The following is a 15,679-nucleotide window of genomic DNA, read 5'->3' on the forward strand; positions in this document are numbered from 1 at the left end:
GTACTGGATCTCGTCCTAAATTAATACAAACTAGAGTATTTAAATGAAAATAATACTGATTAGCCATTAATTGAGAACCATTTAGCTTTAAATATGTCCGATAGAAAGGTAAGGTTTGATGGAAATTCAAATTAATTTCCCCGTATTCCTTTGTTTTATATAAAAGTATGCCAAGTTGAAAGACCGAATACATAATTTTAAATTTGGCTTTTCTAGAACACAAGTGAAAATCATAAATGCCTTTCCCAAGCTTAATTCGAGAATCCTGTTCTTTTGAAAATTTTCCTGAAAAATAATCAAGATTTAAAATAAAAAAATAGGTATAAATGGCCAAACAGAAACTAAATGAAAAAGCGATTGAAGAAACCTTGTGGCAGTCTTGCGACAAGTTGAGGGGTTCGGTAGAGCCTGCTGAATACAAACACGTAGTACTCGGACTGATTTTCCTGAAATTCGCCAGCGATAAATTTGAACAACGAAGAAAAGAACTGCTTGCCGAAGGCAAAGAAAAATACGTGGAAATGAAAGATTTCTATGCTATGAAAAATGTGTTCTACTTAGAAGAAAATTCACGTTGGAGCTACATCATCAAAAATGCCAAACAAAACGACATTTCCCTAAAAATTGATACGGCTCTCAACACGATTGAGAAAAACAACCCTGCTTTAAAAGGTGCTTTGCCCGACAATTATTTTTCTAGGTTGGCACTTGATAAAACAAAGCTCGCTTCCCTGCTCGACACCATCAACGATATTGATACAATCAAAGACAACGGACAAGATGTAATTGGACGTGTGTATGAATATTTTTTGGGCAAGTTTGCCTTGAAGGAAAGCAGTGGTAAAGGCAAAGGAGAGTTTTACACACCCAAAACCATTGTGAACTTGATGGCGGAATTGATAGAACCCTACAAAGGAATCATTTATGACCCTTGCTGTGGAACAGGCGGTATGTTTGTGCAGTCCATCAAATTTATTGAAAGCCACCAGGGAAGCAAAAAGGAAGTTTCTATTTACGGGCAAGAAAATACTCCAACTACTTATAAATTGGCGAAAATGAATTTGGCTATTCGAGGTATTGCTGCCAACCTTGGAGACAAACACGCAGATACTTTTGCTAACGACCAACACAAAGACCTGAAAGCCGATTACATTATGGCAAATCCGCCATTTAACCTGAAAGATTGGCGGGGCGAAAGCGAACTTTTGGACGACCCACGTTGGATGGGCTATGAAGTGCCACCCAAAAGCAACGCCAACTACGGTTGGATTTTGAATATGGTGAGCAAACTTTCTGAAAATGGAGTAGCAGGTTTCATTCTTGCCAATGGTGCACTTTCGGGCGGTGGCGAAGAATACAAAATCCGTAGAAAGTTGATTGAGAACGATTTGGTGGAAGCCATTATTATCATTCCCAGAGATACATTTTATACAACTGACATCAGCGTAACACTTTGGATTCTGAATAAAAACAAAAAGCAACGCACGGACAATACCAAAGACAAACCCAAAAACTATCGAGACCGGAAAGGCGAAATCCTTTTTATGGATTTAAGACGTTGGGGAAGCGAATACGAGAAAAAATACATTGAACTCACCGAAGATGATATAAAAGAAGTAGCTCTAAACTACCACAATTGGCAACAAGTGGGCTACGAAGACACCTATAAGGACATTCCCGAGTTTTGCAAGTCTGCCCGTTTTGAAGACCTGAAAGCCAACGATTTTTCATTGGTGCCGAGCAAATACATTGAATTTGTTGACAAAGACAGTGGCATTGACTTTGACACCGAAATGAAACGCATTCAGCAAGATTTTAAAACCCTGCTACAAGAAGAAAAAGAATCACAAGCTCAATTGATTAATGCTTTTAAAACATTGGGTTATGAGTTATAAGCGTTTGGGCGATTACATACAATTGGTTGACAACCGCAACAAGGATTTGAAAGTGACAAATCTCTTGGGCATTAACATTACCAAAAACTTTATGCCTTCGGTTGCTAATGTTTCAGGCACTGACTTGTCCAAATATAAAATCATACAAAAAGGGCAATTTGCCTATTCTGCAATGCAAGTTGGCAGGGATGAAACCATCCGCCTAGCACTTTACACGGATGATGTGCCTGCGATTATCTCACCAGCCTATTTAGTCATTGAAAGCAAAGATGAAAACGAATTTATTCCTGAATATATGATGATGTGGTTTCAACGACCTGAATCTGACAGGTACGGATGGTTTATTAGTGACGGTAGCGTAAGAGCCAGCTTGGATTGGGAACGATTTTGTGAAATAGAAATCCCTATTCCAGACATTGACGAACAACGCAAATATGTAGCCCTTTTCAAAGGCTTACTCACCAATCAAAAAGTGTATGAGAACAGCTTGGCCGATTTGCAGCTGATTTGCGATACTTACATTGAAAATTTGATTAAAAAAGAACCCCTGAAACGATTAGGAGAATATATCGAGTTGAATGAACAGCGGAATAGGAATTTGAAATACGGTGTTGATGATGTACGTGGGGTTTCAAATAACAAGCAGTTTATGCCAACAAAAGCCAATAATGCAGGAAGAAATCTCGAAAAGTTTTATGTGATATCACCAGGTGAATTCGTTTACAATAGTCGGACAACTCGGATGGGTGACAAAGTAGGCTTAAGTTACAACAACACTGAAGAAACATTCCTGACAAGTTGGAATAATACAGCATTTAGAGTGAAGAGAGACGCCTTGGACTTGCTCAAGCCTGCGTATCTATACTTATTTTTTTATCGGTCTGAATTTGACCGATATGCTCGCTTTCATTCTTGGGGAAGTTCAACAGAGCAATTTACTTGGGGTGATATGTGCAATGTGCATTTACCCATCCCAAGTATTGAAAAACAAGAAGCCATAGTAACCATTTACCACACGTTAGAAACCCGCAAACGCATCAATGAGCAGTTGAAAGAAAGTATTAAACCGCTTTGTCCTGTGCTGATGAAAGGGGTTGTGGAGAGTATGGAGATTAATGTAAAAGAAGCAAGCTATGAAATATAAATATCAGATAATAACTTTAGGTTCAGATGTTAAACAAAAGCAAGAAATACTGAACCAGATAAACATTGAAATAGAAAATCTAGATCTCCCAGAGGGTTTTGTTAAAGTCATTCAAGCATCTTCTATTGAAACAGAATATATAGGTAACCAACCTGCATTCGCACTTTATTTTGGTGATGTAAATGGAGATTTTAAAGATTTGAATGTTACGCAAAATCTTTTGAAAGATGGAACAATGATTCTCCCTATCTTCTATGATGAATTTAATTCTGAGATACCATCAATTCTTTCAAATCAAAATGCTATTCAATACAAGAAAAGTGAGGTAAATAGAATTGCTAATATTGTGTTGGAAGCTTTTGAATTATTGCGAAGCACCAGAAAGGTGTTTATAAGTTATCGGAGAGCAGAATCAACATCTACTGCAATTCAGCTTTACGAAGCTATGGAGGCAAAGAATTTTGATGTTTTTCTTGATACTCACTCAATTCAAAAAGGAGAACCATTTCAAGACGAATTGTGGCACAGAATGACTGATTGTGATGTAATTGTTTTACTGAATACCCCTGGATTTCTTGAAAGTCATTGGTGTAAAGAAGAATTTGCGGAGGCCGGAGCGAAACAAATTGGTATTGTTCAATTGGTATGGCCAAATCATAAAATTAAAGAAATTGAGAGTTCATCTCAAATTAGTTATCCTATTCAATTAACAGAAGATAACTTTGTCGATAAAGTAATTGATCATAAAGCAAAGCTTATTTTGCCCTTTCTAGAGAAAGTTATTCAAGAAGTCGAGTCTGTCCGAGCGAGGAATTTAGCCGCAAGACAAGATAACTTAATCACTGAGTTTAGAAATATTGCTATGAAATACAATAGAATTGTCACCGTTCAACCTGAAAAATTTCTAACTGAAGATCTGCCTAATGGCGAGCATATTATTTATGTACCCACTATAGGTGTTCCACAATCTTCAAGTTGTCAATCAGCTGAAATTAAAAAAGAATTAATGGGCTATAAAGATGTATCCATTCGATTAATTTATGATGATTTGAGAATTCGTGACAAATGGTTAAAGCATTTGGAATGGTTGAATGACAATTTCAAAAAAGATATTAAGACGTTGAAAAAACAAGATTTTGAATCATGGTTACAGAAAGTATAAAAAATATATTTCTATCTGCAAGTGTTCCATTACCTGATAGGGATGCAAAGTATATTGAATCAGCTGACATAATAGCAATTAGAGATGCAGTAATAGCACTTACAACTGTTGTACTTCCATATCATCGAATTATATGGGGTGGTCATCCATCAATCACTCCATTAATTTATTATGTAATGCAAAAGCTGGGAATGAATATTCAAGATCACGTTAAACTTTATCAATCTCGGTGGTTTGAAAAAATGTTTCCTAAAGATAATAACAAGTTTGAAAACATAGTATTTACAGATAGTCAAGGAGATATCTCTTCAAGTATTAAGCATATGCGTGAAAGAATGTTATCTGAAAATGAATTTGCTGCTGCCATTTTTATTGGTGGAATGAATGGTATTGAAGATGAATTTAAAATGTTTGTAGAGTATCATCCCAATGCATTGTTAATTCCTGTATCGAGTACAGGAGCTGCAACCAAAATTGTTTATGATAATTTACTTCCTGAAAACCTTAAAAATACAAGGCTTGAAAAGGATTACGGATATATGTCTTTATTTCAAAAATTTTTAATGGATAAAATTTAAGGTTATGGCAAGAAAAATCTTTGTTTCCTATAAATATTCAGACACCTTAGTTCAAGACCTGAATTTATATGAAGATTTATTTTTCGGAAAATTCAAAATAAAAACTACTGCAAGACATTATGTAGATAAATTATCTGAGCACCTGTTGGAGGATGACCATATCTACAAAGGTGAAGATGATGGTGAAAGTATGGCGAACCTTTCAGATTCTTCAATTAGCTCAAAATTAGGAGATAAGATATTTGACAGTAGCGTAACAATTGTACTGATTTCTAAAGGTATGAAAGAATCCTATACCTTGGAAAAGGACCAATGGATACCTTGGGAAATCTCCTACTCTCTGAAGAGGCAAACAAGGGTAGGCAAAACAAGTAGTACGAATGGCATAATTGCTGTCGTCCTTCCTGATGAATTCGCAAGTTATGAATACTACATAACTTGGAGTTTTGAGTGTGGTTGCCGGTGGTTAAATACTCCTTTTCTATTTCAAATACTTCGTAATAATATGTTTAACGTAAAGAAGCCAAATAGACGGCTTTGTGACGGAAAGTGGGTATACACTGGCGATAACTCTTATATTCAGTCAGTTAAATGGGACGATTTTGTTTTAACTCCCTCAATCTACATTGATAAGGCAATAGAATTGAGAGATAGGAGGGATGATTTTATTATTGTAAAAACTATTATGTAATTTATGAGTTTTATTACAGAATCAGAAATTAAGAACCAGAGTAGGTCAAAAAAAAGCTATATTACTTTAAGTGATAGCCTAAGAAATTTTAAAAATGAAAGTACTTACCGTAAGACTAAAGTATTTCTTTCACATAAACACGATGAAAAGGAGTATCTGGAAGGTGCTATCTCATTTTTGAAATCATATGGTGTAGATATTTACGTAGATTGGCAAGATGATGGAATGCCAAAAATAACATCAGGTCGAACAGCGGTGAGGATCAAAGAGAGAATTAAAGAAAACCACAAGTTTATACTGCTTGCAACAGAAGGTGCTATAAATTCTAAATGGTGTAATTGGGAGTTAGGGCTTGGTGATGCTGCAAAATATATTGATAACATAGCCTTATTACCTATCAAAAGTGATTATAATGATTTTTCAGGAAGTGAATATTTAGAGGTATATCCTTATATATTCAATATCGATTATTATCAGTTCTTCAAAGGTGATTATAGATCTCAAGGAACATATGTTGTATATCCATCTGTAAATGGTAAGGATAGAGTTATCCCAATAGCACAATGGTTAAGGAACTGATGTAATGAAGTTCACTGAGACGAAATTAGAGCAAGCATTTACAGAGCTTTTAGGAAATGAAGGCTATCCGCACTTTGTGGGAAGTAGTTTGTTGCGTTCTAGCGAAGACGAAGTTCTCATTGAAGAAGACCTGAAAGCTTATTTGCTCATTCGCTACGAAAAGACTAATCTCACCGAAACCGAAGCACAATCAATAATTCTGCAACTCAAAACGCTTTCTTCGGCTGACCTTTACGAAAGCAACAAGAAAATAATGCAATGGTGGGCAGATGGATTTATTCTTAAACGAGAAGACAGAAGCCAAAAAGATATTCATATTTCACTCATTGATTATGCAGGTTTAGACCGTCAGCGAAAAAGTGAAAATTTAGACATCATTGCGGCAGAACCTCAAGTACAATATCCGCCAGACACCAATATTTACAAGTTCGTCAACCAGTTAGAAATTGTAGGCACAGAAAGACGAATTCCAGACGGCATATTGTATATCAATGGACTACCTGTGGTGGTTTTTGAATTTAAAACTGCCATTCAGGAAGACACGACTATTCACAATGCGTATGTTCAATTAACCACACGCTACAAAAGAGACATTCCCGAACTGTTTAAGTACAATGCTTTTTGCATCATTAGTGATGGCGTAAACAACAAAGCAGGTTCGTTTTTTGCCCCTTATGAATTTTACTACGCTTGGCGAAGAATTGCAGGTTTGGCAAAAGACGTGGACGGCATAGACAGTATGTTCACGTTGGTTCAGGGAATGTTGCACAAAAACCGCTTGCGGGATATTATTCAGAACTTCATTTACATTCCCGATTCATCCAAAAAAGACGAGAAAATAGTTTGTCGTTATCCGCAATATTATGCAGCTCGCAGTTTATATGAGAACATTAAAATAGCAGAGAAACCAGACGGAGACGGAAAAGGCGGAACTTACTTTGGAGCAACAGGAAGCGGAAAGAGTTTCACAATGCTTTATCTCTCTCGCCTTTTGATGAAGAGCAAGCATTTTGAAAGTCCCACCATTGTACTCATTACCGATCGAACCGATTTAGATGACCAGCTTTCCGGTCAATTTACCAATGCCAAGCAATTTATTGGGGACAATGCCATAGAAAGCGTTGAAACCAGGGCGGATTTAAGAAGCAAACTGCAAGGCAGAAATAGTGGTGGTGTTTTTTTGACCACCATTCACAAGTTTACAGAAGATACCGAATTGCTTACCGAAAGAACCAATGTGATTTGTATTTCGGATGAAGCCCACAGAAGCCAAACCAATCTTGACCAAAAAGTAAAAGTAACTTCCGATGGCGTTAAGAAAACTTATGGTTTTGCAAAATACCTACATGATTCTTTGCCCAATGCTACCTTTGTGGGCTTTACAGGAACGCCCATTGATGCCACCTTGGATGTGTTTGGGAAAGTGGTGGATGCCTACACGATGACAGAATCTGTAAGAGATGAAATTACGGTGCGTATTGTTTACGAAGGTAGAGCGGCGAAAGTCGCCCTACACAATAGCGAATTAGAGAAAATAGAAAAATACTACGAAGAAGCGGCCGAAGCAGGAGCCAACGAATACCAAATAGAAAAAAGCAAAAAAGCAACGGCCACAATGAATGCCATCTTAGGCGACCCAGACCGTTTACTGAAGCTGGCAGAGGACTTTGTAAAGCATTATGAAAACAGGGTAAATGAAGGGGCTACTGTAAAAGGCAAAGCAATGTTCGTTTGTAGTAACAGAGAAATTGGCTACGAGTTTTACAAAAATGTGGTTGCATTAAGACCTGAATGGGCAGAAATAAGAGTAGCTGAAGAGGGGGCAGTTTTGACCGACAAGGACAAGAGGGAAATCAAACCAATGGAACGCATCAAAATGATAATGACCAGAAATAAAGACGACCCGGATAAAATGTACCAATTGATCGGTACAAAAGAATATCGAAAGGAATTGGACAGGCAATTCAAAAACGAAAAATCCAATTTTAAAATTGCCATTGTGGTAGATATGTGGCTCACAGGTTTTGATGTGCCCTTTCTGGATTCTATTTACATTGACAAACCCATTAGACAGCACAACCTGATTCAGACCATTTCGAGAGTAAACCGTAAGTTTGAAGGGAAGAATAAAGGCTTAGTAGTTGATTACATTGGCATAAAGAAAGCCATGAATATGGCTCTCGCTAATTACAACAAAGGTGAAAGAGAAAATTTTGAGGATATTCAGGAATCGTTGATCATAGTTAGAAATCATTTGGACCTACTGGCCAAAATTTTTCACAAGTTTGATAGCTCCAAATATTTTGCAGGAGAAGCCTTAGAGCAGTTGAATGCCTTGAATACGGCAGCTGAATATGTTCAGTTGACCAAAGAATTGGAAACCCGATTTATGGGTTTGGTAAAACGCTTGAAAGCGGCATATGATATTTGTGCAGGAAGTGAACACCTAACTCAAGAAGAAAGAGATTATACCCACTTCTATTTAGCCGTTCGCTCTATAGTATTCAAACTTACTATTGGCGTTGCACCAGACACTGCTCAAATGAACGCCAAAGTGCGTGAAATGATAAAAGACGCATTGGAAAGTGACGGTGTTCAGGAGATTTTCAAACTTGGAGACGAAAACCAAAGCGAACAAGATCTTTTTGATGAAGATTATTTGGCGAAAATTGACAAAATCAAATTACCACACACCAAGATCAAATTGCTTCAACAACTTTTGGCCAAAGCCATCGGAAAAATTAAGAAAGTCAACAAAGTAAAAGGAGTTGACTTCTCAAAGAAAATGCAAACCTTGGTAGAACGCTACAATGAACGAAAAGAGGATGACGTCTTAAGAAGCGAAGTTTATGAAGAAATGGCTGAGCATTTGACCAATTTGATTTGGGAAGTTCAGAACGAATTTTCAGCTGGAGACGAGTTAGGAATTGACTTTGAAGAAAAAGCTTTTTATGATATTTTGAAAGATTTGTGCATTAAGTATGACTTTAGATATCCCGAAGAAAAACTTATTGTTTTAGCCCAAAAGGTTAAAGAATTAGTGGATTCACAAGCTAGATATCCTGATTGGAGTAAACGGGAAGATATAAAATCTGCTTTAAAAGTAGGACTGATAATTCTATTGGATGAACACGGTTATCCGCCAGTAGAAAGAGATGAAGTTTATCAGGATATCTTCGAACAAGCGGAGAATTTTAAGAAGAATAGGGTAATTTAGAAATAATTATCGACTGAAAGGATTTTTCCCAAAAATCTTACAAAAATCACAACGGAGTTTACTAGTTTAAGAAAGTTTCAAATCTTTTTCCCAATTCTTCCAAAAAATCCAGTAACTTATACATTTACTACTAATCCTTTTTACCCATGAAACCAATCAACAAAAAAGACCTGGACCAGGAAGTATTTGACCTGTATGATGATTATGCCCATAGCCGCATAGAGCGCCGGGATTTTGTACAGCGCCTGTCCAAATTTGCCGTAGGCGGGCTCACCGTATCGGCCATTATGGGCTACCTGATGCCCAATTATGCCGCTGCCCGGCGCTATACACAAGACGATCCCCGGCTGATCTCGGAATACATTACCTACGACTCGCCCAAAGGGGCAGGTACCATGAAGGGCTTGCTGACCCGTCCCAAAGACCAAAGCGGACCGCTGCCGGGCATACTGGTAGTACACGAAAACCGCGGGCTGAATCCCTATATTGAAGATACGGCCCATCAGGCGGCCCTGGATGGCTTTATCGCCTTTGCGCCGGATGCGCTGACCCCCTTTGGCGGATATCCGGGTTCGGATGATGAAGGCCGTACCATGCAGTCCAAACGGGATCGGGAAGACATGCTGCAGGATTTTATTGCCGGTTATGAAACCCTGAAAAACCACGAACATTGTACCGGAAAAGCCGGTGTGGTGGGCTTCTGCTTTGGCGGCTGGATATCCAATATGATGGCCGTAAGGGTTCCCGACCTGGGTGCGGCTGTGCCCTTTTATGGCGGACAGCCCACGGCAGAAGAGGTGCCCCAGATCAAGGCGCCGCTCATGCTGCACTTTGCGGGACTGGACACCCGGGTAAATGCCGGCTGGCCGGATTACGAGAAGGAGCTGAAGGCCCATGACAAAGCATACCAGGCCTTTATGTACCCGGAGGTAAACCACGGCTTCCACAACCATTCCACGCCCCGCTACGACGAAGCTGCTGCCAAGCTGGCCTGGGGACGGACCATCGCATTCTTTAAAGAGAAACTGGCCTGATCAGAGACCTGTTCATTCCTACCAGTTAAAGGAAGCGACTACCGGGTAGTGATCGGATAGCCGGTCCGGGGTGCCGGTGTTGATCACCGCTGCCTGGCTGCAGCGAAATTCAAACCAGGGGCTTACCAGGATATAATCGATGCGTTGCTTGTAGGCGGCACGTTGGTCGGGTGATAGTTCCGGTGTGATTAAGGGAGTAGGGAAGGAGGACTTCCGGTCTTCCGCTGTATGGGCCTGTACCACATCGATCAGTGGAAGGGACAGAAACCTGGACATCACGCTGTAATCAAAGCTCCCGCTGCGAAGGGTTTGGTAGGCAGCCTGGCCCTTCTCTGCATGGCGCAGGCTATCGCTTTCCTGGTTTCGTCTAAGGGTTTCCGGATGGGCCCGGTCAAATTCGGCATCAAAAGGGGAGTGGGAATTAAAATCCCCCAGCACCATAAACCGTTCCTGCCGGTTTTTGATCAGCACATTTTCGATATAAGTGGAAATAATTTCGGCTTCCGATCGCCTGAACTGCCAATCATGGGGACTGAGGTGGACGACCAGAAAGTCTATGTCGCGTGTTCTGGCATGCAGCATGCCGTGCCAAAATCCTCCCAGCATGCGGCTTTTGAGTTGCAGCGGTGTTTTCGAACTGATGCCTATGGGATAGCCCTCTTCTTTCAATAGCAGTGTATAGGGGTGTCCCCATTGACGGGCCAGGTTGGCAAATTTCTCCGGGCTAAAGGCATTGAGTTCCTGAAAGCCGATGACATCGGCATCCTGTTCCTGCAGCCATCGGACCATGGCCGCTTGCCTTAGGGTATCCTTACCCCAGTCAAATCCATTCCAGATATTGTAGCTGATGACTTTGAGGGATTGGTTTTGGGCAGCTACTTCGGCTTGAAGCAATGCAAACAGGGTAAGCGTTAGAAAAAATCGATTCATGGTATTGGTATCAATAATTTTTTTGAAATAAAATTTTTTAGTACTAAGTAAAACTGAATCATGACCTGCACGATTAGGCGCTTTATGCAGCGCCTGCGTTGCCAGCAGCTTTACGTTAATTATTTTTTGGGTACGGGTACCGGTACAGTACCTTACTTTTCCTTGCCCGATACTGTCAGCCAGTCGGTCAGAAACTGCACCCCTTCCTCCACTATCGCCTCATGACCTCCTTCATGCAAGACCAAAGTTATCTTTTCGGGTATTTTTAGGAGCTTGTAGTGAATCGCTGCTTCTTCGTACTCCTCGACTACCTGTGGCCAATGGGCGATGTTATCGTTTTTTCCGTGTTGAATCATCAGTGGCCGGGGTGCTATCAGGGAAACAAGGTCGTCATCGGAAAATTCCGTCAGCCAGCCGTTGAAAAAGGCATGCTCTTCCCGGGGTGAAAAGCTCGAATAGCGCTCATCCGGCACTGCCATCTTATTTCTTCGTTGATTGAACCAGGCCGATACCACACCTGCTTTTATCCGGGGTTCAAGGGGCATCCAGAACATGGTAGCCATTCCTCCCAGGGAAACGCCCCACATCCCGACCCGGTCCGCATCCACCCGCGGATCCGCGAGTACAACGTCCAACAGGTGCTGGACCCGAACCAACTCTATCCCCGGCAAACTGGTACCTGCGAGGCGGGCGAAACGCTCCACATTATTGCGCCTTTCCACGGAGCGTAAGTTCATCGGCAGGAGTACGGCAAATCCGGCATCGAGCAATCCCTTAGCGTACTCATGGTAGGCCCCGGTGGAAAAAGGTGTTTCCGGTGTGCTGCCGATGCCGTGCTGCACAATGATCAGCGGAACCGGCTGCTCTTTTCCTGCGCCTTCGGGGAAGGCAAGTACTGCTTCTGCTGTTAGCAGGCCCAGGGGAAGGGTAAGCCATTCGGCCTGTATTTCTCCCAGGGGATGCGGTTTGCTTTCCAGCGGTCCGGTCTTGGAGAGTATGGGAGGGCGCAGCACTTCTTCCCATCGCCTGCGATTGGGGCTGACGCTTCGTTCGAGGGCCGCAGGACTGCTGTAATCCCGGTTCCACTGCTTGGCTGCCCGGGCTTCATACTCCTCCACCAGAAAATGTTGCAGGTAATTTTTCAGTTGGCTTTCGTAGGCTTCGGTGCGGGCTGTTTCGACCTCCGGATCAATCAGATTAGCATTTTGGGCAACAGATTTCCCCCTACCCGCCAATAACCCGAATGCGAGTAAACATACCACCGGAATAATCCTTTTTATTTTCATTTGCTTGTCGTTGTATTATGGCGGACTTGTGCCCCGCCCGGTTCATTTTGGGAAGCATCCCGCAGGTTATACATCATGCCTCCTCAGGTCATTTGTGCCATACGGGATTCATCTAGTTCATATATTTGTTTCTAAGTGATCAGATGCCTGCCTGTCTGCAGACAGGGAATCTTCACATGATTACTCCGATAGCTATCGGGGCATCCCTCCGTATGTCGCATGCGTCATGCTCGATTTCATGTGTTTAATGTAGTCAATTACTTGCTTTAATCGAATGAATCGGTAAAAAAAACGATGTGTCTATGCCTGTGATCGGCCAAAGGTGTCTGTATTGCGCCGGTAGGAAGGGTTGCCAACTATGTTCAGGAGGTAGTCAGCATATACTCTTGAACCCAATCAACGAATGAGCAGGGAGTATATGCCCCGTGGGATCATATAGGAAAAGTTTGCCCCCGTTTTACTTCGTTTTATCGGTCTCTTGAATAACTTCTAAAAGGCCATTAAAAGTTTAGCCATACCTCTATAATAATCTCTTTAGGTCTACTAATCAGCATGTGAAATAATGGCTGAATATCAAACTGTTGAATCGGGATTTTATAGGATTAAATTTGTTTATTTGCTTTTTTAGTTCAAGATTAGGAACATGAAAAACCATTTCACTGTATTATTGATAATCGGGGTATTGAATGCCTGTAGTACTCCATCTTCAAGAACTGATCAGGTGGAGGGAATAGATATATTCATTGATACGGTCCTGATTGATACCGGAGAGGATTTTATTAACCTCAAATCTGGAATTTATTTTTCGGGTCTCAGCAACGATGGAAAGCACCTTTTTAATTCTGGTGGGACAAGTCCTTACCTGGAAAGAATAAACCTGGAAACGTTGAAGTTTGAAGAAAAGATGGATTTTGACGTGGATGGACCCAATGCATTTGGAGATTATGTGTATGGGGTAAGTTCGGATGTCAACAATAATTTGATCTTGACGAGTCATTTTTCCACAAGTATTTTCAACATTGAAAAGCAAAAACTGAAAGAGTATCTTTTAATAGGACGTAATTTTAAAGGGGATGAATTAGTAAAACGCGAACAATTCACCTCGAAAATTATCCCTACTAGTGATTATAATATAATTTTTGGCCTGGTTGAGAATCATGATACCGGAGAAATATTTTTTGCGATCTTAAACGAGGAAACAGATGTTTTAAGAAAAGTAAAACTAAATGAATTTGAGAAGGCCATAGATTTTACGGTGAGGTACCAGCAAGGAAGAGGTGCATCCGTTTCTCCCCAAAATTCAGAAATTGTTCGATTGGGAAATAAACTCGTAATCACAAATCCGGTGTTTAGCAACATAGCAGTATATGATTTAGTGGAGGAAAACCTGAAGTATTATGCCTGCCTACCAACACTAACGGCATCAGAAAAATCAGGTACCTATACCAGAGAGGTCAATTCAAGAGAGGAATTTAACATTCGGAAAATAGAGATAGGGAAAGAAGTCACATTTCTACCCTTGATGAGAGATTCAACCAATAACCAGTATGTTAGGATGTCAATAATAGGGCAACCAAAGATGAATGATAATGGCCTGCCAGAAATGAATGACCACAAAGTGTTTGTCAGTATTCTCAATGATTCTTTTGAAGTGACCAAAGAGGCAGAGGTAGCAGATGGTATTGGTAAACTTTTTTCGACTCCCATACCCCAAAAACCTTTTATGAAAGACGGAAAAGTATGGCTTTATCTTAATGTCAATGACGAATTGGCTTTTGTGCGGTTGGACCTGGATGCATAGCTGTTTTTTACGCCCCCACCCTTCATGTTATCAATCAATTAAAAAAATGCCGTAATTTTAAAAAACCATGGCGAAAGAAGCAGAAAACAACATATGGCCTTTACCCAGGTTTTTCTTTGAAGTAGACTTTGGAACCGGAGCAGCCGTTCCCTTTCAGGAGGTAAGCGGTTTGGATACAGAACCACAACGAATGGAATACAGACATGGCAATAATCCGGTATTTTCCCATATCAAAATGCCAGGAATGATTAAGTATGGCTGTGTGACTTTAAAGAAGGGCATTTTTAAGAGTGACCACCAATTTTGGGATTGGTTCAAAAAGGTCAAGATGAATACCATTGAACGCAAAACCCTAATCATCAAACTTTGTGATGGGAATGGTATTCCAACGATGACATGGACCCTTGACAAGGCTTTCCCTGTCAAAATTACTTCTTCTGATTTGAAATCAGATGCCGATGAAATAGCGGTGGAGGCAATTGAATTTTACCATGAGGGGCTTACCGTAAGCAATCAATAAACACCGGGTTTATTTGGTGTTTTACCACTTATCCATTGTAGTTTTTTTAAAATGCCTATCATTTGAATGCTGATGAGCGCCGTTTGCTCTCCCAATCCTGACTTCATTTCAGATGAGGAGCGGAGTTTCTTCTGATTTTTTTAATTTTGCATGCCAATTAATCCTACATATGTCTTCAAAAAAAATTAAAAAAAGATTACGAAAAGCTCGTTATATTATTTACAAAGAAACCAGCCATAACCCGATAGACAATCTATGGGCTTTTTTTGGCTCTTTGCTTGCGCTAAGTGTTATTGGTCTATTACAAATCTTGTTCAAAAATGGTGATAGTCAGGATTTGCTATTTCTAATCGGTGCCTTTGGTGCAACTTCTGTACTGCTTTTTGGAGCTACCAATAGTCCCCTGGCCCAGCCCAGAAACATGATCTTTGGAAGCCTTATCTCTGCAATTATAGGGGTGTCCATTTACAAGTTATTTAATTCAAGTGATTTCCTTTGGTTGTCCCCTGCTTTAGCAGTTTCCCTATCTATTTTGGCCATGCAATACACCAAAACATTACATCCCCCGGGAGGAGCAATAGCCTTGATAGCAAATATAGGGTCATCAGAAATTAAGGGAATGAGCTTTTTTTATGTGATTTATCCGGTATTGTCCGGAGTGGTCATACTTTTTATTGTGGCATTAATTTTCAACAATATTTCCAGGAACAGAATTTATCCCTATAGAAATGTTAATATTCGAAAACTGGGTTATCTCCAAAAAATTCTTTTTTGGAGAGCAGTAAGCCTACCCATAAAGAAGATAAAGTGAAGTTCTTGTAATCAGCGTTATTTCATTATGG

General features: G+C 40.3%; 13 protein-coding genes. 11 read left to right on the forward strand and 2 right to left on the reverse strand.

The window, feature by feature from the left end; all coding sequences use genetic code 11:
* Nucleotides 1-326: 326 nt before the first annotated feature.
* The 8 genes from G9Q97_RS03045 to G9Q97_RS03080 all read left to right on the forward strand — a co-directional run bounded on the left by G9Q97_RS03045 (nt 327) and on the right by G9Q97_RS03080 (nt 10,300).
* Complete coding sequence (locus G9Q97_RS03045) at nt 327-1,895, forward strand: type I restriction-modification system subunit M (protein WP_166142992.1); 1,569 nt, start codon at nt 327-329, stop codon at nt 1,893-1,895.
* The gene (locus G9Q97_RS03050; protein WP_222851895.1) at nt 1,885-3,039 is read left to right on the forward strand and encodes a restriction endonuclease subunit S; all 1,155 of its coding nucleotides are present in this window, start codon (nt 1,885-1,887) and stop codon (nt 3,037-3,039) included. Before G9Q97_RS03045 ends, G9Q97_RS03050 begins: the two co-directional genes overlap by 11 nt.
* The gene (locus G9Q97_RS03055) at nt 3,029-4,201 is read left to right on the forward strand and encodes a toll/interleukin-1 receptor domain-containing protein (protein ID WP_166142996.1); all 1,173 of its coding nucleotides are present in this window, start codon (nt 3,029-3,031) and stop codon (nt 4,199-4,201) included. The genes G9Q97_RS03050 and G9Q97_RS03055 overlap by 11 nt, the downstream gene beginning before the upstream one ends.
* Nucleotides 4,183-4,779, forward strand: coding sequence for an SLOG domain-containing protein (locus tag G9Q97_RS03060; protein WP_166142998.1), 597 nt, complete (start codon nt 4,183-4,185; stop codon nt 4,777-4,779). The genes G9Q97_RS03055 and G9Q97_RS03060 overlap by 19 nt, the downstream gene beginning before the upstream one ends.
* Before the next feature lie 4 nt (nt 4,780-4,783).
* Nucleotides 4,784-5,470, forward strand: coding sequence for a TIR domain-containing protein (locus G9Q97_RS03065; RefSeq protein ID WP_166143000.1), 687 nt, complete (start codon nt 4,784-4,786; stop codon nt 5,468-5,470).
* A gap of 3 nt (nt 5,471-5,473) precedes the next feature.
* The gene (locus G9Q97_RS03070; RefSeq protein ID WP_222851896.1) at nt 5,474-6,049 is read left to right on the forward strand and encodes a toll/interleukin-1 receptor domain-containing protein; all 576 of its coding nucleotides are present in this window, start codon (nt 5,474-5,476) and stop codon (nt 6,047-6,049) included.
* A gap of 4 nt (nt 6,050-6,053) precedes the next feature.
* A complete protein-coding gene (locus G9Q97_RS03075) occupies nt 6,054-9,266 on the forward strand; it encodes a type I restriction endonuclease subunit R (protein ID WP_166143002.1) in 3,213 nt (1,070 codons plus the stop codon).
* A 146-nt stretch (nt 9,267-9,412) separates the two neighbouring features.
* The gene (locus tag G9Q97_RS03080) at nt 9,413-10,300 is read left to right on the forward strand and encodes a dienelactone hydrolase family protein (RefSeq protein WP_166143004.1); all 888 of its coding nucleotides are present in this window, start codon (nt 9,413-9,415) and stop codon (nt 10,298-10,300) included.
* 18 nt (nt 10,301-10,318) lie between these two features.
* On the opposite strand, the gene G9Q97_RS03085 is transcribed toward G9Q97_RS03080, so the two are convergent.
* Together G9Q97_RS03085 and G9Q97_RS03090 are read right to left on the reverse strand one after the other, a co-directional pair.
* Entirely contained in the window at nt 10,319-11,230 is a 912-nt protein-coding gene (locus G9Q97_RS03085) for an endonuclease/exonuclease/phosphatase family protein (RefSeq protein ID WP_166143006.1), read from the reverse strand.
* Nucleotides 11,231-11,382: 152 nt separating this feature from the next.
* Nucleotides 11,383-12,516 carry a dienelactone hydrolase family protein gene (locus tag G9Q97_RS03090; protein WP_166143008.1) on the reverse strand — a complete coding sequence of 378 codons (1,134 nt, stop codon included), beginning with the start codon at nt 12,514-12,516 and terminating at the stop codon, nt 11,383-11,385.
* A gap of 643 nt (nt 12,517-13,159) precedes the next feature.
* Here G9Q97_RS03090 and G9Q97_RS03095 point away from each other — a divergent pair.
* From G9Q97_RS03095 to G9Q97_RS03105, 3 genes are all read left to right on the forward strand, one after another.
* Complete coding sequence (locus G9Q97_RS03095) at nt 13,160-14,317, forward strand: DUF4221 family protein (protein WP_166143010.1); 1,158 nt, start codon at nt 13,160-13,162, stop codon at nt 14,315-14,317.
* A 67-nt stretch (nt 14,318-14,384) separates the two neighbouring features.
* Complete coding sequence (locus tag G9Q97_RS03100) at nt 14,385-14,837, forward strand: phage tail protein (protein WP_166143012.1); 453 nt, start codon at nt 14,385-14,387, stop codon at nt 14,835-14,837.
* Between the two features lie 169 nt (nt 14,838-15,006).
* Nucleotides 15,007-15,648: an HPP family protein gene (locus G9Q97_RS03105; RefSeq protein WP_166143014.1), complete on the forward strand. Its 642-nt coding sequence runs from the start codon at nt 15,007-15,009 to the stop codon at nt 15,646-15,648.
* Nucleotides 15,649-15,679 lie beyond the last annotated feature (31 nt).

It is taken from the genome of Cyclobacterium plantarum, assembly GCF_011290685.1.
Taxonomy (GTDB): Bacteria; Bacteroidota; Bacteroidia; order Cytophagales; family Cyclobacteriaceae; genus Cyclobacterium; species Cyclobacterium plantarum.

Coding starts and splice junctions, on each gene's coding strand:
- G9Q97_RS03045 (WP_166142992.1), top strand. CDS start 327: ATGGCCAAACAGAAACTAAATGAAAAAGCGATTGAAGAAACCTTGTGG.
- G9Q97_RS03050 (WP_222851895.1), top strand. CDS start 1,885: ATGAGTTATAAGCGTTTGGGCGATTACATACAATTGGTTGACAACCGC.
- G9Q97_RS03055 (WP_166142996.1), top strand. CDS start 3,029: ATGAAATATAAATATCAGATAATAACTTTAGGTTCAGATGTTAAACAA.
- G9Q97_RS03060 (WP_166142998.1), top strand. CDS start 4,183: ATGGTTACAGAAAGTATAAAAAATATATTTCTATCTGCAAGTGTTCCA.
- G9Q97_RS03065 (WP_166143000.1), top strand. CDS start 4,784: ATGGCAAGAAAAATCTTTGTTTCCTATAAATATTCAGACACCTTAGTT.
- G9Q97_RS03070 (WP_222851896.1), top strand. CDS start 5,474: ATGAGTTTTATTACAGAATCAGAAATTAAGAACCAGAGTAGGTCAAAA.
- G9Q97_RS03075 (WP_166143002.1), top strand. CDS start 6,054: ATGAAGTTCACTGAGACGAAATTAGAGCAAGCATTTACAGAGCTTTTA.
- G9Q97_RS03080 (WP_166143004.1), top strand. CDS start 9,413: ATGAAACCAATCAACAAAAAAGACCTGGACCAGGAAGTATTTGACCTG.
- G9Q97_RS03085 (WP_166143006.1), bottom strand. CDS start 11,230: ATGAATCGATTTTTTCTAACGCTTACCCTGTTTGCATTGCTTCAAGCC.
- G9Q97_RS03090 (WP_166143008.1), bottom strand. CDS start 12,516: ATGAAAATAAAAAGGATTATTCCGGTGGTATGTTTACTCGCATTCGGG.
- G9Q97_RS03095 (WP_166143010.1), top strand. CDS start 13,160: ATGAAAAACCATTTCACTGTATTATTGATAATCGGGGTATTGAATGCC.
- G9Q97_RS03100 (WP_166143012.1), top strand. CDS start 14,385: ATGGCGAAAGAAGCAGAAAACAACATATGGCCTTTACCCAGGTTTTTC.
- G9Q97_RS03105 (WP_166143014.1), top strand. CDS start 15,007: ATGTCTTCAAAAAAAATTAAAAAAAGATTACGAAAAGCTCGTTATATT.